This window comes from Sinobaca sp. SA16-1 (assembly GCF_059510515.1).
The window spans coordinates 634,487-652,508 of sequence record NZ_JCAKFL010000003.1; the positions used below are offsets into that span (position 1 = coordinate 634,487).

Sequence of the window (18,022 nt, forward strand, 5' to 3'; positions counted from 1 at the left end):
TAATGTTAGAGGTCCTTACAGTATCCACGAAGGATAAAAAGGATGTTCACTAGAAATAGAAGGAGGAAGTGCCGGAATGGATTGGCTTTGGTTTGTACTCGTCGGCGTACTGTGTTTAATCGCAGGGGCAGCGCTTGGTTTTTTTATCGCCAGAAAAACAATGATGAACTACTTAAAGAAAAACCCGCCTATTAATGAACAGATGCTGCGGGTTATGATGATGCAGATGGGGCAGAACCCTTCACAGAAGAAAATTAATCAGATGATGAAGGCTATGCAGCGTCAGCAGGATACAAAAGAATCAAAAAAGGAAACAAAAAAAGAGTTGAAAAATGCAAAAAAATAATAGCAGCGCTCTCTAATACAGAGAGCGTTTTTTTATGCTTTTTCTGCGCTTTACGCAGCTCCTTTCTTGAAGGCAAAAAGGGAAATGGCGTATGATAATAAACAATTAGACAAACGAACAAGAAAGCAGGGAGAGACATGCAGATCTTCTGGTCGCTGCGATGGTTTTTTAAAAAAGAATGGCTGGCATACAGCGTGGGGATCGGCATATTAATGCTCGTATCCGCTCTGTCTCTGCTTCCCCCCTACGCGGCAGGAAGGGTAGTAGACCAGATTGCCGAGGGCACGTTGACAGTTGGGGATTTACAGTACTGGGCAGTCCTGCTTCTCGGAGCAGGAGTGTTGATGTATATATTCCGCTACATATGGCGGATTATGATTTTTGGGGCGGCGATCCGCCTCGCCAGGCTTTTAAGAAGCCAGCTGTATAAACATTACACCAAAATGAGTGCTTCCTTCTACAACAGAAGGCGGACAGGGGATTTAATGGCCCACTCCACAAACGATATCAAGGCGGTGGAACAAACGGCCGGCATTGGCGTGTTAACGCTCGTTGATTCTGTTGCAATGGGCGGATTTGTCATAGCCGCGATGGCTTTTACGATCAGCTGGCAGCTGACGCTTTTATGTCTTCTGCCGATGCCGTTGATGGCGGCTGCTACGAGCATTTACGGCAATATTCTGCATCACCGCTTTGGCCAGGCCCAGGCAGCCTTTTCCGAGTTGAACAATAAAGTGCAGGAAAGCGTGTCCGGTATCCGGGTCACTAAAGCATTTGGACAGGAGAAAGCCGAAGTGGCGGCCTTTTCCCGGCAGTCCGATAAAGTTGTGCAAAAAAATGAAAACGTCGCAAGAGTGGATGCATTATTTGAACCGACAATATCACTTGTCGTAGGGGTTTCCTATTTTCTGGCCGTTTTTTTCGGAGCACGGTTTGTGATTGCAGGAGACCTGACGATCGGTGAATTAACAAGCTTTACCGTGTATCTTGGCATGCTGACGTGGCCCATGCTTGCGTTTGGACTGCTTTTTAATATCGTAGAGCGTGGCCGGGCAAGCTATGGACGGATTGAATCACTGCTGGCAGAAAAACAGGATATTACGGATGAACGTGCCGTTTATAACACGGTCCCTACAGGAAACATTGATGTAAATATAGAACGCTGCAGCTACCCGCAGGCCGAACAGCCGACGCTCCAGCAGATTGCTTTTCATGCAGAGAAGGGAGACACCGTTGGCATTGCAGGGCGTACCGGAAGCGGGAAAACGACTCTTTTGAAACTACTGCTCCGGGAAATGGAGGATCCGTTAAGCCGGATAAATATAGATGGCGCACCGGCTTCCGCTTACCATCTGGATCAGTACCGGCAGGCATTCGGCTATGTGCCGCAGGATCATTTTCTCTTTTCGATTTCGATTGCCGACAACATATCATTTGCCAAGCCGGAAGCATCTCTGGAAGACATTATACATGCGGCGAAAACAGCGCATGTACACGACGATATTATGAGTATGGAATACGGGTATGACACGATCGTAGGCGAACGGGGCGTGACGCTCTCAGGCGGCCAGAAACAGCGGCTGGCGATTGCACGGGCATTAATCACAGACCCGGAAATTCTTATCCTCGATGATTCGCTTTCGGCGGTAGACGCCAAAACAGAAGAATCCATTCTCTCTCACCTGCAGCGGGAGCGGCAGAACAAAACAACGTGGATTGTATCGCACCGCATGAGTGCGATTAAACATGCCGATCAGATTGTAGTGCTTGAAAATGGCCGGCAGACAGAAAAGGGCACGCATCAGCAACTAATGAAGGACCGCCGCTGGTATGCTGATATGTATGACATGCAGCAGCTTGAAAGCTTAGTGGAGAAGGGAGGAAAAGATGGAGCACCAGGATAGAGTATTAAGCAGCAAAGAACAGTGGAGCATTTTTAAACGATTATTAAAAGCGGCTGTGCCGTATAAAAAACAACTGGCCGCTGCCGCTCTTTTCCTTCTAGTTGGCACAAGCGCTGACCTGGTTGGTCCTATATTAGTAAAAGTATTTATTGACGACTATTTGACCCAGAATACCTTTCCGGCCGGCCCTCTCGTAGTTCTGGGGGTAAGCTACGCCGTGCTTCACCTGCTCGGTGTCGTTCTCGGATACTACCAGATTTTCTGGTTTCAGCGGATTGCCCTGCAGATCATCCGGACGCTGCGGATTGACGTCTTTAAAAAAGTAGAGCACTCCAGGCTGCGGTTTTTTGACCGGACCGCAGCCGGCGGTTTGATATCGAGGCTGACAAACGATACGGAATCGGTCAAGGAGATGTACGTCGAAGTGCTGGCCGTCATTATTCATAACGGAGTGTTTTTAATCGGTGTCTTTATAGCAATGGCCATTCTGGACGTTCAGCTGGCTCTTCTCTGCCTGGCACTGTTTCCCATCATATTCGTTTTAATATATTACTACCGGAAAAAAAGTGCTGTATTTTTTGGATCCATGAGCGGGCGGTTAAGCATGCTGAACGCAAAAATCAACGAATCCATTCAAGGAATGAATATCATTCAGGTGTTTCGCCAGGAAAAGCGGATGCGCGGTGAATTTGAAGAAATAAATGAAAAACACCGCCGGTCTTCCGTACAGACGATGAAGCTCGACGGTCTGCTGCTGCGTCCGGCCATTGACCTGATCAGTGTGGCCACCCTTGTCCTCGTACTGACATACTTCGGGCTGGCTTCTTTTGAGGGAAGCATACAGCTTGGGGTGCTGTATGCGTTTATTAATTACATTGACCGTTTGTTTGAGCCTGTTAACCAAATTATGCAGCAGCTCTCCAAACAGCAGCAGGCGATTGTATCGGCGGGCCGGGTATTTCAGATCCTGGACCGGACAGAGGATATGGAGCCGGCAGCAGATCATGTCCGAGAGGAAACGTTCATAAAAGAAGGCAGCGTGCGGTTTGACCATGTGTCATTTGGCTATGATCCGGGAAACCCGGTGCTCAAAGATATTTCCTTTCGGGTGAACAAAGGCGAAACGCTGGCTATTGTAGGACACACGGGAAGCGGGAAAAGTTCGATTGTACAGGTGCTCCTTCGTTTCTACGATACGCAGAAGGGATCGATCACCGTGGATGGAAGAAATATTCTTGAATACGGAAATAAAGAAATCCGCAGAAATATCGGGCTCGTCCTGCAGGACCCGTTTCTATTCAGCGGTACGGTAAAGGATAATATTATGTTTCATGACCCGAACGTAAGCGAACAAGACATGAAGCGGGCGGCAGAAAAAGTAGAGGCGGCACCTTTTATTGAGAAGCTCCCGGCGGCATATGAAGAGCCGGTCGGAGAACGGGGCAGCTCTTTTTCCAACGGGGAAAAACAGCTAATTACGTTCGCGAGAACAATTGCGAAAGATCCGAAAATCCTTGTGCTGGATGAAGCGACGGCAAGTATTGATTCCGAAACGGAACAGGATATTCAAACGGCGCTGGATCGGATGAAACAGGGGCGGACGACGATTATGATTGCCCACCGGCTTTCCACGATAAAAGACGCAGACCATATTATTGTGCTGCACCAGGGGGAGATACAAGAAGAGGGCAATCATGAATCCCTCCTTAAGCAAAATGGCTTGTACCGGACGATGTATGAGCTGCAGCAGGGAAAACTGCAGCAGGAAAAAGCCTACACCCCGAAATAGAAGAACAAACGTTGCAAGATAGCGTTTTCACGTTGTAAAATAGAAACATAGCTGTAAGCGCATCAGCGTTTACGGCTCGCCCCGGGCATCTTTAACAGGCTTCGGGGAGGGGAGTGAGTGCAATGAATATAGCTTTACTGGCAACAACCGTCGGCGCGGCCTGTATGGCAATGATAGCGCTCTTTATCCGAATGAGGGCAATAAAAAAGCCGGCCAGCATAAAGAAAATTATTCTTCCGCCTTTTTTTATGTCTACAGGAATGCTGATGTTTGTCTATGAGCCGGCCCGGCTGGTGCCGCTTCAAATTATAGAAGCGCTTACCGTCGGTATTATTTTTTCTTTCCTGTTAATGCGTACGACGAGCTTCGAAATACGAAACAGCCGTATTTATATGAAACGATCGAAAGCTTTTGCATTTATTTTAATTGGGCTGTTGATTGCACGTGTTATATTCAAGCTGATTATCGGAGACTCGATTGAAGTAGCGGAGCTTGGAGGCATGTTTTACTTATTGGCTTTTGGAATGATTATTCCGTGGAGAATTTATATGCTGATCCGCTTTAAAGAAATAGAAAAGCGTTACCATGCTTCTATAGGTACGACGGGGCCTCCTTTATCCAAAAAACTGGTTAAATAAAAGCTGCCTTCTCTGTTATTCAGAGGAAGCAGCTTTTTGCTTAAATAAATGTTCATACTCGGTTAAATCGATATTTTTTTCGCGGCATTTTTTACGAAGGAATTTATGATCCCGCTTCGGGGTAGCAAGAATATATCCGCGGATAAGCAGAGGCTCGTCGATCGTTTCGGCTCGTTCTTCTAAAGCAATCCGGCCGATCTCGCCGGCAATCCGTTCTCTCGCTACGTCTCTGAATAATTCAGGGACTGGCTCTACAAGTTCTTCAAGCAGATTCTTCTTGGACTGTGGCCATAAATGACGCGTTTCTTTGAGGTAATAATCCTGCCAGTCCAAAATAGAGCGGCCGTCTTCTTTTGGAAAGCGCTTTAAAAATTTGCGGAACATAAAAAAGCCGCCTATGAACATAAAGACCGTTAAAAAAACCGACCATGCCATAATAAACCACATAAAAGCATCAGAAGGCATCTGAATCCCCTCCATTCATATCGACCATAAAAAATGGTGTCTCATCTTTCCTTATTTTATCATAGATTCAAGTATAGTAGTATAATGAAAAGAAGCGTATAGATAAAATAGGAGTGGTAGAATATGGCGGGAAAACAAGTTAATGAAATACTAAATGAAGGTATTTATGGAAAAAAAGAGCTGCGTCCTGATGAAAAGAGACAATATCTGGGTGTATATCGGGAGCGCATTCTGCTTGTACTAACTAAAAGTCAGGTTATGGAAAAGGGAACCCGGCCGGAAGTGGAAGCTGAAATGAAAAAGCATAAAGATGCAGCGCTTGTGTTAAATGGAAAAATGAGCTACCAGGCTCTTAAAGGCTATCAGCAGATTTCCCGTAAATACGGGGTGGAATACACCAATGTGTCTTCGCTGGAAAATGTGACGGAAGTCGGGCTGGTCCTTGCTAAACCGTATGCGGTTCATAAAGAGGAAATTGACGTGGATGACCAGCAGATCGAAGCCCCTGCTGCTGAAAAAAAACCATGGTGGAAAAGAATTTTCGCTTAATATCGGCCTGCAGTATGAAAAGCAAAGGGAAGTGAGGGGAAAAAAATGAAGCCTGCTTTTTTTATGATTACGTCCATTGTTATGTTATTTTTAATTGGACCGGAAGCGGCCGCGGCCGCTCCTCCAGCGGAAAACCAGGATATGACGGGTACGTTTATTTTAATAACGATTGCGATGTTTGCAGTCATTATCGCGGTATTCGTCTGGTTTTTAAACAAATACAAAAAAAACAAATAGGCCGGGCAGGCGTTGTTTCGCCGGCTGCCTACTGCTATCTTGTTTAATATGAACAAAAAGTTTTGATTATTTTGCATATTTGATGGTAGTATATATAGATACCTGCTGAAGCGGGTATCTTTTTATAAAAAACAAGGGTCGCAAAACGTCCTTGCGGGACATATAATGACCCAAAAACGATGTGAAGATCGTATCAACCAGGAGGAAATTGACCATGACACAGACAGATAATCAAAGCACCTTACTTCGAAATGATGTAAAGAAACTTGGTACCATTCTCGGGAAGATATTAAAGCATCACGGAGGAGACACACTGTTCAACCAGGTGGAAGAGATTAGAAAATCCACGATTGACCTCCGCCAGAATTTTGATGAAGAAGCGTATAACGAATTAAAACAAAAAATAAGCGGATTAAAGCCGCCGATGCGTCAGCACGTTATCCGTGCATTTTCCACATATTTTAACCTCGTAAATATTGCTGAACAGAATCACCGGATCCGCAGAAGACGCCAGTATCAGCTCAAAGATGATGGGGTGGCTCAGCCTTTCTCCATTGAGGGAGCGGTAGCTTCTATTAAGGACAACAACATTTCCACCGACGTGATTGAAGACGTTCTTCAAAAGCTTTCGTTGGAGCTTATTATTACAGCGCACCCGACAGAAGCAACGAAACGAACGGTGCTGGAAATCCAAAAGCGTATTTCGACTATTCTGCAGCAGCTGGACAGTCCTATCCTGACAAAGCGGGAGCGCAAAAATCTGGATGAGAGCCTGTTTAACGAAGTAACGGCATTGTGGCAGACTGATGAGCTGCGTCACCGCAAGCCTACTGTTATGGATGAAGTTCGAAACGGCCTTTATTATTTTGATCAGACACTATTTGAAGTCCTGCCGGACATTCACCAGGAGCTGGAAGAGCAGCTCGAAGAACATTATCCGGACCAACAGTGGAAAGTGCCTAACTTTCTTACGTTCGGCTCCTGGATCGGCGGAGACCGGGACGGCAATCCAAACGTAACGCCTGAAATTACGTGGGAAACCTTAACAAGACAGCGTGAGCTTGTATTGAAAAAGTACAAAAAAGTAATCGAAGAATCTATGAGACGCTTCAGCCATTCTACGACGCGTACAACGATTGATGAATCTCTCGTCCTGCAGGTAGGCAAAGAAGAAGATACCTATATGCAGCCGGAGGAAATCTGGCCGGTAGCGTCAGAAGTCTACCGCCGCAAGTTTGCCGTCATTTTAAAGCGCCTGAGTGAAACAGGAGTATCTGAAGCAGGGTACGAGCATTCCGAAGAACTGGAAGCCGACCTGGACACAATTAAACAAAGCGTTGAAAAACACCAGCCATCGCACCACCGTCTGAAGATGATTAGAAAGCTGATCAGGCAGGTGCAGTTGTTTGGTTTTCACCTGGCCTCGCTTGATATTAGAAACCACAGCGGAGAGCATGAGTCGGCGCTGGCAGAAGTATTAAAAGCTGTTCACATCGCAGAGGATTATGCAGGACTCGAAGAAGCAGAGAAAACAGCAGTGCTGGAAAAGGCACTGAACGATCCGCGTCCGCTTCTGCTATCTAAAGACAGCTATTCCAAGGAAACACAGGAAGTGCTGAAAGTCTTCACAATGATCAAACAGGCCCACGAAGAATTCGGACCCCGTTCGGTTGAAGTATATCTCATCAGCATGGCAGAATCCGCAAGCGATATTCTGGAAGTACTTGTGCTCGCCAAAGAAGCCGGCATATATGCCCAGCTTCCGGACGGCACAGTAAGAAGCGGACTCCACGTGGCGCCGCTGCTGGAAACAATCGATGACCTGGTGGCCGGACCGGCCATCATGAAACAGATGTTTGAAATGGACGTTTACCGAAAGCATCTGGAAGTCAGAGGAAATCACCAGGAAGTAATGCTCGGGTACTCTGACGGAAGCAAAGACGGAGGAACGATGACAGCCAATTGGAAGTTGTTTAAAGCGCAGCAGGAGATCCATGATGTCGCTAAAGACTATGACATCGGCCTTAAGTTCTTCCATGGCCGCGGCGGTTCGCTAGGACGCGGAGGCGGCCCGTTAAACCGCAGCATTTTATCCCAGCCGGCAGAAACGTTGGGCGACGGAGTGAAAATTACAGAGCAGGGCGAAGTGCTGAGCTCGCGCTATCTGCTTGAAGACATTGCCTACAGAAGTCTGGAACAGGGTGCATCGGCGCTGCTGGAATCCACGGCAAAAACATCCCAGGCGTCAGAGCGGGCCAACCACAGAGACAGTACATGGGAGGATGCGATGGAACGCGTATCCAGCTACTCTTTGAAAAAATACCAGTCACTTGTCTTCGGCGATCCGGATTTTCTTACCTATTTCAACGAAGCCACTCCGCTTAACGGGCTTGGAGCCCTTAATATCGGATCCCGTCCCATGAGCCGGAAAAACAGCAGTAAATTTGAAGATCTCCGTGCCATTCCATGGGTATTCGCCTGGACGCAAAGCAGGCAGCTGATTCCGGCCTGGTACGCGGCAGGAACAGGTCTTCATGCATTCGCAGAAGAAAATGACGGTAATTTGGAGCTGCTGAAGAAAATGTATCAGGAATGGCCGTTTTTCCAATCAACGGTAAACAACCTGCAGATGGCATTAATGAAAGCTGATATTAATACAGCAAAAGAATATGCCAAGTTAGTAAACGACCAAAAAATTGCCGATCGAATTTTTAATGATATTACAGAAGAATACAATAAAACACGGCGCATTCTTCTTGAAATTACGAGCAAAGAGGAACTGCTTGACCATACGCCAAACATTCAAGAATCCGTTTGGAGAAGAAATCCGTATGTGGATCCCCTGAACTTCCTGCAGGTGGAGCTTATTAAGATCATGCGCGAAGAAGAGGAACAGTCGGAAGAACTGCTTACAGAAATGCTGCTGACTATCAGCGGTATTGCTGCAGGGCTGAGAAACACCGGCTGATGCCAAAAAGAACCGCCTTCCTGTTGGAGGGCGGTTCTCTGCGTCCTGCACTAAATACAGACGGTAAATGCTAACGGGTGCTCTTATGCTTCTGATAGCTGATAACACGGAGAATAAGATTTGTCAGCGGAAATAAAGCTGCAAGAATTAATAAACTTCCCCAGAGAATATTGCCGGCTATAAAATGAATAAAAGCCAACACAATACAAAGAATAAACAGCAGCACAAGCCAGACAATCTTAAGCTTAAAAGCTGTGGAACCTTTCATGGTAAACACCTCTTTTATAGAATCGTGCAATCTTATCAATTATAGCAAGAGTTCCCCTGGCTTGACCAGCGCCTTCCTTTTGCCCTGGGCCGTTTTCTCGTTTACACTAAAAAGAAGATAAAAGAAAGAAGGTGTGGCACACATGCAGGAAAATAACCGATCACCGCAGGATCGATTGGGCCTTACGACGGAACAGGCGATTTTTGGCCTGGGCTGATTCTGGGGACCCGATGCCCAGTTTGGGCAGCTTAATGGAGTAGTTAAAACGAGAGCAGGCTATACCGGAGGCACAAAAGAAGAGCCAACCTACCGGAGGATGGGAGACCATACAGAATCACTGCTGATAGAATACGATCCTGCTTTTCTGAGCTATGAAGACCTGTTAAACATGTTCTGGAGCAGTCACAACCCGCGGAAAAAAAGTCTGTTCCGCGACCGCCAGTACATGTCCCTTTTGGTCTACAGCAGCCAACAACAGTATGAAACGGCGATGGCATCTAAAGATAAATGGGAAAAAAAGATCGGAGGCCCCATAAAAACGGAATTTCAGAAGACCTCCACCTTTTATCAGGCAGAAGATTACCATCAAAAGTATTTTTTGAAGCGTTTTCCACGAGCCGTAAAAGCACTTGAAGCGGTGTATCCGACGGCTCAGCAGCTGATCGATTCCACCGTTGCCGCAAGAATGAATGGCATGGTGCGCGGCTCCGGGAAAACGGCTGAATTAAAAAAAGAGCTGATGACCTGGAACATTACCGAACAGGAAAAAACCGGACTGCTGCAGGCACTCGATAACGTGCGCTGGTAGGCAGGTTCAAAACAAATAACTATTTTAGACTTCTGTCCGCAGGAGTCTTTTTTATTTTTATAAAATAAACCTTGAAATCAAACGTATGTTCGTATAAAATAGATGTATAATATACTTAATCAGTAGCTGCAGAAGACTATAAAAGTAGACGTGGCGTTTTAATATTCAGAATATTAAAACTAAATAAGGAGGGTTACAATGAACCGGCAGGAAGCGGACAATGAGATTGCCATTAAAGCGAAAGGGCTGGTCAAACGTTTTGGCAGCAAGGCTGCGGTGGACGGCGTGGATTTGTCTATTCCAAAAGGGTCGGTATATGGTTTTCTCGGACCGAACGGAGCCGGAAAAACGACGACGATCCGGATGCTTGCTACACTGCTTGAACCAAGCAGCGGCTCTGCCTCCATTCTCGGATACGATCTAAAAAAAGACGCCCACCACATTCGCGGGAAAATCAGCCTGACCGGACAGTTTGCATCTGTAGACGAGGACCTCACCGGACTTGAAAACCTGGTCATGGTCGCGAGACTCCTTGGTTTCTCATGGAGAGAGGCAAAGAGCCGGGCGATGGAGCTGCTAACGGCATTTGGTCTCAAAGACGCTGCTAAACAACAGGTGAAAAATTATTCCGGCGGCATGCGCAGGCGTCTTGATGTGGCAGCGAGTATTATCGTGGCACCGGAAATATTGTTTCTTGATGAGCCAACGACCGGCCTGGACCCTAGAAGCAGAAACCAGGTATGGGATATTATCCGGACGCTCGCAGACAGCGGCACAACAGTTCTGTTGACCACGCAGTATTTAGATGAGGCCGATCAGCTTGCAGAACGGATTGCGGTTATTGACGAGGGGAAAATTATTGCAGAAGGAACAAGCAGAGAATTGAAAGCGTCTGTTGGAGCTGGAGCACTGACCATTCAGTTTTCTGATGAAGGGACGTGCATTAAAGGGGGACTGCTTATTAAAAAGCAGCTTCCAGCTGTCCTGCAGTCCCAGTCAGAGGCCGCATCTCTTACATTCAGAACATCTCATGCAAATGAGGGCATTGCTGTGCTGGAAATATTAGCACAGGCTGGCATTGAAGTTATTGATTTTTCCTTCGGTAATCCGACGCTTGATGAAGTATTTCTGGCGCTGACCGGAGAAGCAGTGGGTGATAAAACGAAGAAAGAAGGTATAAACCAATGAAAACGCCGGTTTCTTCTATTTCCTCTACCGCACAGGAGTCGCTCCGGGATTCTATTACGCAGGAAAAAAACCTGGACAGACGGGCGGGGGCCCTGTCTGCATCTATTACATTTGGATGGAGGGCGCTTTTAAAAATTAAGCACGTACCGGAACAATTGTTTGATGTAACCGCCTTTCCGGTTATCTTTCTATTAATGTTCACATATTTATTCGGAGGGGCTATTGCGGGCTCGACAGGAGACTACCTGCAGTTTCTGCTGCCGGGTATTCTCGTTATGACGGTTACAATGATTACCATGTATACCGGAATGGATCTGAACAAAGATATTGTGAAAGGGGTGTTCGACCGCTTTCGGACACTCCCGATCTGGAGGCCGGCTCTGCTGGTAGGAGCGCTCGCGGTAGATATGGTTCGGTATTCAATGGCAGCATTCATTATGATCTCTCTTGGCCTGCTTCTTGGTTTCCGGCCCGAAGGCGGGCCTGTCGGAGTAATCGCTTCAGTAGGACTGCTGCTCGTATTTTCCTTCAGCTTTTCCTGGATATGGACCGCGCTCGGCATTATTATGAGGTCGGAAAAGTCCCTCATGATGATCAGCATGATGTTTTTGTTCCCGCTCACCTTTGTCAGCAACGTATTCGTGGATCCGCAGACTCTTCCAAGCTGGCTCCATGGATTTGTCGAGTGGAATCCTATCTCTCTTCTCGTTACAGCGATCAGGGGGCTTATGCACGGCTCTGCAACGATTCAGGACATTGGATGGGTACTGCTCGTTTCTCTTCTGCTGACGGCTGTTTTTGCCCCGCTCACGATGTATTTATTCCGTCACAAGAGATAATGCCGGGATATACAAAAGAAGGCCCTCCCACATGTGGGAGGGTCTTCCTGTTTTACCGATTGATACACGGTTACCACGTAAACGTAACAGCTGATTCAGCAGGAAGGGAGTACATAAAGGATTCATCGCCTTCTTTTACTTTAAACTCCTGCTCCTCGGCGCTGAGATTGGCGGCAATTAAAACGTGTGAACCGTCCGGGTTTTCAAAGGCCACTGTTTCAATCTCATCGGCATAGTGAGTGGAATCGATGCGGACCGCTCCGGATTCGAGAAATTTACTGGCGTGGCCGAGCGTATAATATTCGACGTTTTCTGTCACTTCTCCCGTATCAGGGTCAATGGTAACAACCCCACGGCAGTCGGGGCACCCGCCGTTTTGTGGACCATCGGAAGGATCGAGCGCCAGGTTCCAGAACTGGATACTTTCGGCATAGTTTCTTGTGCCGCCGATCAGCATATTGGTCATGTTCCAGCTGAGATTTTCGCCAAAATCCGTATTCCAGCCGCCGCCGCTGCATTCTGTTACATAAATGTGCTTATTCGGATATGCTTCGTGCACATCGGTCATTGCATCAGGCTCTCCGCCGTAGCAGTGAAAGGCAGTTCCGGCCGTGTAATTATTGGCCTGCTCATCGCCCAGTACTGCATTGGCATAATCAAGCCCGGTATCCCAATTGTGGTCAAAGGCAATAATGTCTGTTTCAATATTACTTTCTTCAAAAGCAGGACCTAAGTGATCCATAATGAAATTACGCTGTTCGATGCCGTTCATGCTCATCGTCGGGTATTCCTCTGACGTATATTCCGGCTCATTCTGCACCGCCACCGCATCTATTTCGACGCCTTCCTCTTCATAGGCCTGAATGTACTGTACAAAATAATCGGCGTATGTCTCATATATGGCAGGATCCGTGTAATCAAGGAAAGACCCATTAAACGTGTATTCTTCTTTCATCCAAGGCGGGGCGGACCAGGGAGAACCGAGGATGAAGGTGTCTTCATTTTTCTCCTGAATTTCCCCAAGAAGAGACCATACTTCCCGGTCCGGTTCAATGGTGAAGTTGTCCAGGTCGTAATCGGTGCCGCCTTCCTCTATGTCATTGTAGGAATAGCTGAGAGGATCGCCGTTTTCGTCTACAGAATAGTCCGAGGCTCCGATGGAATGACGAATGAAATTCAGGTTGATGCCATCATCGGTAAAAATATCATCCAGCAGCTCGTCTTTTTGTTCCGGCGTCAGGACATTGTTAATTAAATAGGCAGACGACCCGGTTACAGCCATGCCAAAGCCTTCCATCTCCTGATAAGTTGTTTCCGGGTCTACTTCGACGGTTAGAGGAGCCTCCGGCATTTCTTCGTCCGGCTGGAATTCTTCTTCCGCCTGTTCATCAAGCAGGTTCTGCTCGTCGCCTGTAGTAAGCCATACCTCTGCGCTGTTATCCAAATAATCGGCAAGGCGGAAAACACCGATTACGGCAGCAAGCAGGGCAGCCAGAATGAGTCCTGTTCGTAACCATTTACTTTTAAGTATATAGACCGCTCCCTTGCTAGTTTAATGTAGCCGCTGATTAGGCACGCGTTCATTATATCTATTTTAACGAACAAAATACAATTAATAAAACCTTATATAGAACAAAAAGAATAAAAACTTTTTGGAAAACCATCTGAAAATAAAAAAACGCCTCTGACTATCAAAAGAGATAGTCAAAAGCGTTTGGTTAAAAAATGATGAAAGGGAAAGGCTGTATGGTGCTATGTTAGCTGTAGTAGCGTTCCAATCCTCTTACAATAGCGTTGGCTGCAGCTTCACGAAAAGCACTGGAACGAAGTTTCTCCGCATCAGACGGCTCATCGATGAAAGCTACTTCGGCAAGAACAGCCGGCATTGACGTGTTCCGGATAACAGAATAGTTTGCCTCTTTGCTGCCGCGGTCAGCTGTTCCCAGAGTCCTAACCATTTCTTCCTGAATCAGGGCGGCAAGCTCTGCACCATCCTGGCTGCCGGTATAATGGAATGTTTCCGTACCGGAAGCAGCACCGTTAAAGGCATTGGCATGAATGCTCACAAAACTGTCAGCACTTGCCGCGTTAGCGATACGGGCACGTTCTTCAAGTCCCACGTATACATCTGTACTTCTCGTCATGACAACGTTGGATCCGGCAGCATTTAATTTCTGCTGCACGCGCTGGCCGATATCAAGCACCACGTCTTTTTCCTGCAGGCCGTTTCCGACTGCGCCGGGATCACTACCGCCGTGACCAGGGTCAATGGCGATTGTCTCACCAGCAAGCGGGTTTCCGCTTCCAGCCGGAGGTGTAACGGGTGCAGGAGTGCTGCTTTCTACAACTGAAAGGTAATTGAGGCTCACATAGCCATACGTGTCATTAAAGTAGATAAGCGCCCAGTTGCCAACCGTGTCTTCTACCTCGACAGTTGTGCCGTTAGGCAGCGAACCGCGGATTTCAGAAGAGGCATTGGCGCCGGAGCGGACGTTCAGACTGTTGTTTACTCCAGTGACCGTGCCTTGATACTGGCCGGTACGGTCTCCAGAGCCGGCGGAAGGTTCATTTAGATCAACGTAGTTCATGCTGACATACCCATATGTATCGTTGAAATAAATAAGCGCCCAGTCTCCTACAATATTCTCAATTTCAATCGTAGTGCCATTAGGCAGCCATCCCCGTACCTCTGAGGAAGCATTAGCGCCGGAGCGGACATTCAGGCTGTTTTCTACTCCGCTGATAATTCCTGTCTGGCTTATTTCGTTTGCATCGGCTTCTCTTTGTTCCTGAAAAGGAGAAAAGAAAAGCAGCAGACTTGTAACAGCCAAAGCAAAAACCATAAAAGCGGCTGTCTGTTTTCTAGTCATACATCGCTCCTTTTTTGATGGTAGTTTCTTCTGATTCTCTGCGGTAGGATAATCTCCTGGTGCTTGAATAGCTTATGTATGCAGAGAAAGAAGGACCATGTGTAAAATACTACCTTTATATGAAGGAATTGAAAAGTCCCAGTCTGTAATTAGTGCTTATTTATTACAGAAAGAGGTAATTTTTCCCGGGCAGAAAGAGGTGCTTCTGAGGGAGGAAAGCAATCTTTTTAAAATGAATGCAGGATTATAGGCGCTGAAGGGTATAGTCGTAAAAAGGGCTGTATAAAAGACATCGGGAAGTACGGAAAGGAAGGGCATACTTATGGACAAGCAGGAAGTTATTATAATCGGGGCAGGGCCCACCGGACTCACGCTGGCGCTCGAGCTTTCCCGTTATCATATACCGTTTCGCATTATTGCAAAAGACAGCGGCCCCGGCCAGGCGTCCAGAGCGATGGCAGTTGTGCCGAGAACGCTGGAGTTTTACCGGCAGTTCGGCATTGACCAGGAAGTAATAGACAATGGGATTAAACTCGACAATATTCTCGTGCGGGTGGAAGGAGAAGAAAAAGCAGCGGTTAATTTTCAGTTACTGGGCGGAGATTTGAGCCCTTATCCATTTGTGCTGACCTATCCCCAGGATGACCATGAAGCATTTCTGATCAGCAAACTGAAAGCGCAGGGAGTGGAAATAGACTGGGAAACGGAACTCGTATCATTTTCCCATAATGAAACAGGGGCGATGGCTGTAGTCAAAAAAGAAGGCCGTACCGAAGAAATTCAAAGCTCTTATCTTGTCGGCTGTGACGGCGCATCCAGTATCGTGCGGACAGAACTGGATGTCGACTTTACAGGAGGCACCTACCCCCAGATCTTCTGTGTCATTGATATTGAAGGGGAGGGGGAAGCGATTAGTTCGAGAAGCATGAATATGTGCTTCAGCGGGGACGAGTTTGCCATTTTCATGCCGGTTCGAAGCAGTAAAACGACCAGATTAATCAGCATTATACCGAGGGACCTGCAAAATCAGGGAAAGACGTCGTTTGAAGATATTAAACCGTTTTTGGAATCTGCTTTTAAAGTACGGATTGATAAAGTGAACTGGTATTCGACGTACAGTGTTCATCATCGTGTGGCAGAACATTTTCAACAGGGGCGTGTGTTTCTGGCAGGGGATGCAGCGCACATACACAGTCCCGCCGGCGGCCAGGGCATGAATACCGGGATTGGCGATGCGGTCAATCTGGGCTGGAAGCTGGCCTCGGTGATTCAGGAGCGGGCGGATCCGTCTGTGCTGGATACGTACAGCCCGGAGCGGCGTGACTTTGCCAAAGTACTTGTAGCCAGCACGGACCGTGCGTTTACGCGGATCGTTGCGAAAGACAAACCAAGCAAACTGCTTCGTAAAAATATTATTCCGGCCGGCATTCCTTTATTGAATTATTCCAGCTTTATCCGGCGGGTGGTATTTAATATTCTTTCGCAGATTCGTGTGAATTATAAAAAAAGCGAACTGAGCTACGGCCAAAAAAACAGACTGTATGCAGGCCAGCGCCTGCCATATACGGGCTATAATTATGATGCGCTGAATGAAATGGACTGGCAGCTTCATATATACGGTGAAGCCAGTGCCTCCATGAAGGAATATGCGTCCCGGCATCACATTTCTTTGTTTGAATGGCCATGGGATAAACGCGCATCCAAGGCGGGGCTGGTCGAAGACGCGCTCTGCTTTATCCGACCCGACGGACATATCGGATTTTTAAGCGAATATCAGGATACCTATGAGCTGAATGCCTACATGAGAGAACATGGAATTGTGACAGAAGCGGCAAAAAGCCATACGGGAAAATAAGGAAAACGTGATATAGTAAAAGAAGCTCGGAACAAGGGGGGGCTTATGGAACTATCAAAAGCACGGTTTACAGCTGTATGTGTGTGTCATAGCATCCTGTTTCTTTTTTCCATTGTGCTGCTTGGTCTTCTGCTGAGCGGTATTCTTACAACAGAGAGAAACGCTCTCTATCTGGTATTGGGATCCGTTATTCTTTTTTCCAGCATCATTGGCATAGACAATATGCTAAAAATGCTGGAAGAACGAAAAAAAGCATAAAAAAGCTCCGTTTCTTTTCAAAAGAAACGGAGCTTTTATACGTCTATGAGTTATTACTCTGCGTATTGTTATTTGGATTGGACTCAAGCAGCAGCAGGCCGGAAGAAGAAGGATCCCGCTGCTGGAGCTTGTAAAGAGAAGCGGTCAGCTCCATGAACCAGGGTTTGTCATTGGATTCGAGTGCCAGATCTATCATATTGAGCAGACCGGCTTCATAATCGAGGCCTGCGTTTTCGAGTTTCGTTACTTTCTGCTGAATGAGGGCTATCTTACGGCCGATGGATGCTTTGTTATCGGAAGATACAACAACAAGAGTTACCGTTTCATTTAATGAATTAACATGATCCACATATCCAAAAATCAGCTCATCGTTATTTGTAACAGCTTTTACCCAATCGCCATATTGAAGCGCATCTTTTCTTGTGAGCATTCTGTAAACCTCCTCAAAGGATATCTATAAAAATAGAGAGCGCCTTGTCTTCGGGTCCTTATAGGGAATGCGGTGAATCTTTACTCATTGTACCGTACTGGGGTAAGGCACCGTCAACTTATCTGCTTTTATCCAGCAGATCGGATAAATCAGCAATCGTATAATTTTTTAAGAAGTCTCCTAAATGCTCTTCGGCATCAATGAAAATGATGGAAAGAAGGGAATTCGTGGAGGAATGAAACGAGTAGGATACGTTTTCTTCTGCTCTCTTGAACCGCAGCGTGCCTTCGGCCGTTACTTGATAGATATCCCATAAATTGATCCGGCGCGGATCTCCTATTAAAGAAAAGCCGCCGCCGATACCTTCTTTGGATTCAACATATCCACAGTCTCTAAGAACGCTCAGTACTCTTCTTACCTGGACCGGATGAGCCTGGGCACTGGATGCTATTTCAGTACTTCTTGCATAGCGTTCCGGATTTGTATCGAGAAATAACAAACTATGCACAGCGAGCGAAAACTCTCTATTCACAGGCATCACCCTTTCCCGAAAAGCGATCCTTCTGTATACTGTAAGTATAATTGTTACAGAAAATTCTGTCAATTAAAA

The 18,022-nt window shown here is 46.8% G+C and carries 17 protein-coding genes and 1 pseudogene; 12 read left to right on the forward strand and 6 right to left on the reverse strand.

Going from position 1 to position 18,022, the window contains the following annotated elements:
• Nucleotides 1–76: 76 nt before the first annotated feature.
• From AC5W2J_RS11200 to AC5W2J_RS11215, 4 genes are all read left to right on the forward strand, one after another.
• Entirely contained in the window at nucleotides 77–346 is a 270-nt protein-coding gene (locus tag AC5W2J_RS11200) for a YneF family protein (protein ID WP_120192169.1), read from the forward strand.
• Between the two features lie 137 nt (nucleotides 347–483).
• Complete coding sequence (locus AC5W2J_RS11205; protein WP_496059536.1) at nucleotides 484–2,250, forward strand: ABC transporter ATP-binding protein; 1,767 nt, start codon at nucleotides 484–486, stop codon at nucleotides 2,248–2,250.
• A complete protein-coding gene (locus tag AC5W2J_RS11210; RefSeq protein ID WP_496059537.1) occupies nucleotides 2,234–4,039 on the forward strand; it encodes an ABC transporter ATP-binding protein in 1,806 nt (601 codons plus the stop codon). Before AC5W2J_RS11205 ends, AC5W2J_RS11210 begins: the two co-directional genes overlap by 17 nt.
• A 122-nt stretch (nucleotides 4,040–4,161) precedes the next feature.
• Nucleotides 4,162–4,677, forward strand: coding sequence for a CcdC family protein (locus AC5W2J_RS11215; RefSeq protein ID WP_496059538.1), 516 nt, complete (start codon nucleotides 4,162–4,164; stop codon nucleotides 4,675–4,677).
• A gap of 15 nt (nucleotides 4,678–4,692) precedes the next feature.
• On the opposite strand, the gene AC5W2J_RS11220 is transcribed toward AC5W2J_RS11215, so the two are convergent.
• Nucleotides 4,693–5,157, reverse strand: coding sequence for a DUF2621 family protein (locus AC5W2J_RS11220; RefSeq protein WP_496059539.1), 465 nt, complete (start codon nucleotides 5,155–5,157; stop codon nucleotides 4,693–4,695).
• A gap of 108 nt (nucleotides 5,158–5,265) precedes the next feature.
• Here AC5W2J_RS11220 and AC5W2J_RS11225 point away from each other — a divergent pair, with 108 nt between their 5' ends.
• From AC5W2J_RS11225 to ppc, 3 genes are all read left to right on the forward strand, one after another.
• On the forward strand, nucleotides 5,266–5,691 hold the full coding sequence (locus tag AC5W2J_RS11225) for a YueI family protein (protein ID WP_496059540.1): 426 nt from the start codon (nucleotides 5,266–5,268) through the stop codon (nucleotides 5,689–5,691).
• A 45-nt stretch (nucleotides 5,692–5,736) separates the two neighbouring features.
• Nucleotides 5,737–5,928: a hypothetical protein gene (locus tag AC5W2J_RS11230; RefSeq protein WP_496059541.1), complete on the forward strand. Its 192-nt coding sequence runs from the start codon at nucleotides 5,737–5,739 to the stop codon at nucleotides 5,926–5,928.
• A gap of 214 nt (nucleotides 5,929–6,142) precedes the next feature.
• Nucleotides 6,143–8,896, forward strand: a complete 2,754-nt coding sequence (gene ppc / locus AC5W2J_RS11235; protein WP_496059542.1) for a phosphoenolpyruvate carboxylase — start codon at nucleotides 6,143–6,145, stop codon at nucleotides 8,894–8,896.
• Nucleotides 8,897–8,966: 70 nt separating this feature from the next.
• Here ppc and AC5W2J_RS11240 read toward each other — a convergent pair whose 3' ends face one another.
• Nucleotides 8,967–9,164 (reverse strand): hypothetical protein, encoded by a 198-nt coding sequence (locus tag AC5W2J_RS11240; protein ID WP_496059543.1) that lies wholly within the window; start codon nucleotides 9,162–9,164, stop codon nucleotides 8,967–8,969.
• 229 nt (nucleotides 9,165–9,393) lie between these two features.
• Between AC5W2J_RS11240 and AC5W2J_RS11245 the strand changes: the two are divergent.
• The 3 genes and pseudogenes from AC5W2J_RS11245 to AC5W2J_RS11255 all read left to right on the forward strand — a co-directional run.
• A pseudogene (locus AC5W2J_RS11245) lies at nucleotides 9,394–9,972 on the forward strand (peptide-methionine (S)-S-oxide reductase MsrA); the annotation flags it as partial.
• A gap of 198 nt (nucleotides 9,973–10,170) precedes the next feature.
• Nucleotides 10,171–11,160 (forward strand): ATP-binding cassette domain-containing protein, encoded by a 990-nt coding sequence (locus AC5W2J_RS11250; protein WP_496059544.1) that lies wholly within the window; start codon nucleotides 10,171–10,173, stop codon nucleotides 11,158–11,160.
• Nucleotides 11,157–11,999 carry an ABC transporter permease gene (locus AC5W2J_RS11255; protein ID WP_496059545.1) on the forward strand — a complete coding sequence of 281 codons (843 nt, stop codon included), beginning with the start codon at nucleotides 11,157–11,159 and terminating at the stop codon, nucleotides 11,997–11,999. The genes AC5W2J_RS11250 and AC5W2J_RS11255 overlap by 4 nt, the downstream gene beginning before the upstream one ends.
• 70 nt (nucleotides 12,000–12,069) lie before the next feature.
• Here the strand turns inward: AC5W2J_RS11255 and AC5W2J_RS11260 are convergent, their stop codons facing one another.
• On the reverse strand, nucleotides 12,070–13,443 hold the full coding sequence (locus AC5W2J_RS11260) for a glycoside hydrolase family 30 protein (RefSeq protein WP_496059546.1): 1,374 nt from the start codon (nucleotides 13,441–13,443) through the stop codon (nucleotides 12,070–12,072).
• Nucleotides 13,444–13,756: 313 nt separating this feature from the next.
• Nucleotides 13,757–14,869 carry an N-acetylmuramoyl-L-alanine amidase family protein gene (locus tag AC5W2J_RS11265; protein ID WP_496059547.1) on the reverse strand — a complete coding sequence of 371 codons (1,113 nt, stop codon included), beginning with the start codon at nucleotides 14,867–14,869 and terminating at the stop codon, nucleotides 13,757–13,759.
• A gap of 322 nt (nucleotides 14,870–15,191) precedes the next feature.
• Here AC5W2J_RS11265 and AC5W2J_RS11270 point away from each other — a divergent pair, with 322 nt between their 5' ends.
• Nucleotides 15,192–16,724 carry an FAD-dependent monooxygenase gene (locus tag AC5W2J_RS11270; protein WP_496059548.1) on the forward strand — a complete coding sequence of 511 codons (1,533 nt, stop codon included), beginning with the start codon at nucleotides 15,192–15,194 and terminating at the stop codon, nucleotides 16,722–16,724.
• Between the two features lie 45 nt (nucleotides 16,725–16,769).
• Nucleotides 16,770–16,982: a hypothetical protein gene (locus tag AC5W2J_RS11275; RefSeq protein ID WP_496059549.1), complete on the forward strand. Its 213-nt coding sequence runs from the start codon at nucleotides 16,770–16,772 to the stop codon at nucleotides 16,980–16,982.
• Between the two features lie 43 nt (nucleotides 16,983–17,025).
• On the opposite strand, the gene AC5W2J_RS11280 is transcribed toward AC5W2J_RS11275, so the two are convergent.
• Both AC5W2J_RS11280 and AC5W2J_RS11285 read right to left on the reverse strand, forming a co-directional pair.
• Nucleotides 17,026–17,412, reverse strand: a complete 387-nt coding sequence (locus tag AC5W2J_RS11280; RefSeq protein WP_496059550.1) for an IDEAL domain-containing protein — start codon at nucleotides 17,410–17,412, stop codon at nucleotides 17,026–17,028.
• Nucleotides 17,413–17,530: 118 nt separating this feature from the next.
• The gene (locus AC5W2J_RS11285) at nucleotides 17,531–17,944 is read right to left on the reverse strand and encodes an RrF2 family transcriptional regulator (RefSeq protein ID WP_496059551.1); all 414 of its coding nucleotides are present in this window, start codon (nucleotides 17,942–17,944) and stop codon (nucleotides 17,531–17,533) included.
• Nucleotides 17,945–18,022 lie beyond the last annotated feature (78 nt).

Excerpts from the sequence above, each read along its gene's own strand:
- AC5W2J_RS11200 (WP_120192169.1), top strand. The coding sequence starts at position 77 with ATGGATTGGCTTTGGTTTGTACTCGTCGGCGTACTGTGTTTAATCGCA.
- AC5W2J_RS11205 (WP_496059536.1), top strand. The coding sequence starts at position 484 with ATGCAGATCTTCTGGTCGCTGCGATGGTTTTTTAAAAAAGAATGGCTG.
- AC5W2J_RS11210 (WP_496059537.1), top strand. The coding sequence starts at position 2,234 with ATGGAGCACCAGGATAGAGTATTAAGCAGCAAAGAACAGTGGAGCATT.
- AC5W2J_RS11215 (WP_496059538.1), top strand. The coding sequence starts at position 4,162 with ATGAATATAGCTTTACTGGCAACAACCGTCGGCGCGGCCTGTATGGCA.
- AC5W2J_RS11220 (WP_496059539.1), bottom strand. The coding sequence starts at position 5,157 with ATGGAGGGGATTCAGATGCCTTCTGATGCTTTTATGTGGTTTATTATG.
- AC5W2J_RS11225 (WP_496059540.1), top strand. The coding sequence starts at position 5,266 with ATGGCGGGAAAACAAGTTAATGAAATACTAAATGAAGGTATTTATGGA.
- AC5W2J_RS11230 (WP_496059541.1), top strand. The coding sequence starts at position 5,737 with ATGAAGCCTGCTTTTTTTATGATTACGTCCATTGTTATGTTATTTTTA.
- ppc (WP_496059542.1), top strand. The coding sequence starts at position 6,143 with ATGACACAGACAGATAATCAAAGCACCTTACTTCGAAATGATGTAAAG.
- AC5W2J_RS11240 (WP_496059543.1), bottom strand. The coding sequence starts at position 9,164 with ATGAAAGGTTCCACAGCTTTTAAGCTTAAGATTGTCTGGCTTGTGCTG.
- AC5W2J_RS11250 (WP_496059544.1), top strand. The coding sequence starts at position 10,171 with ATGAACCGGCAGGAAGCGGACAATGAGATTGCCATTAAAGCGAAAGGG.
- AC5W2J_RS11255 (WP_496059545.1), top strand. The coding sequence starts at position 11,157 with ATGAAAACGCCGGTTTCTTCTATTTCCTCTACCGCACAGGAGTCGCTC.
- AC5W2J_RS11265 (WP_496059547.1), bottom strand. The coding sequence starts at position 14,869 with ATGACTAGAAAACAGACAGCCGCTTTTATGGTTTTTGCTTTGGCTGTT.
- AC5W2J_RS11270 (WP_496059548.1), top strand. The coding sequence starts at position 15,192 with ATGGACAAGCAGGAAGTTATTATAATCGGGGCAGGGCCCACCGGACTC.
- AC5W2J_RS11275 (WP_496059549.1), top strand. The coding sequence starts at position 16,770 with ATGGAACTATCAAAAGCACGGTTTACAGCTGTATGTGTGTGTCATAGC.
- AC5W2J_RS11280 (WP_496059550.1), bottom strand. The coding sequence starts at position 17,412 with ATGCTCACAAGAAAAGATGCGCTTCAATATGGCGATTGGGTAAAAGCT.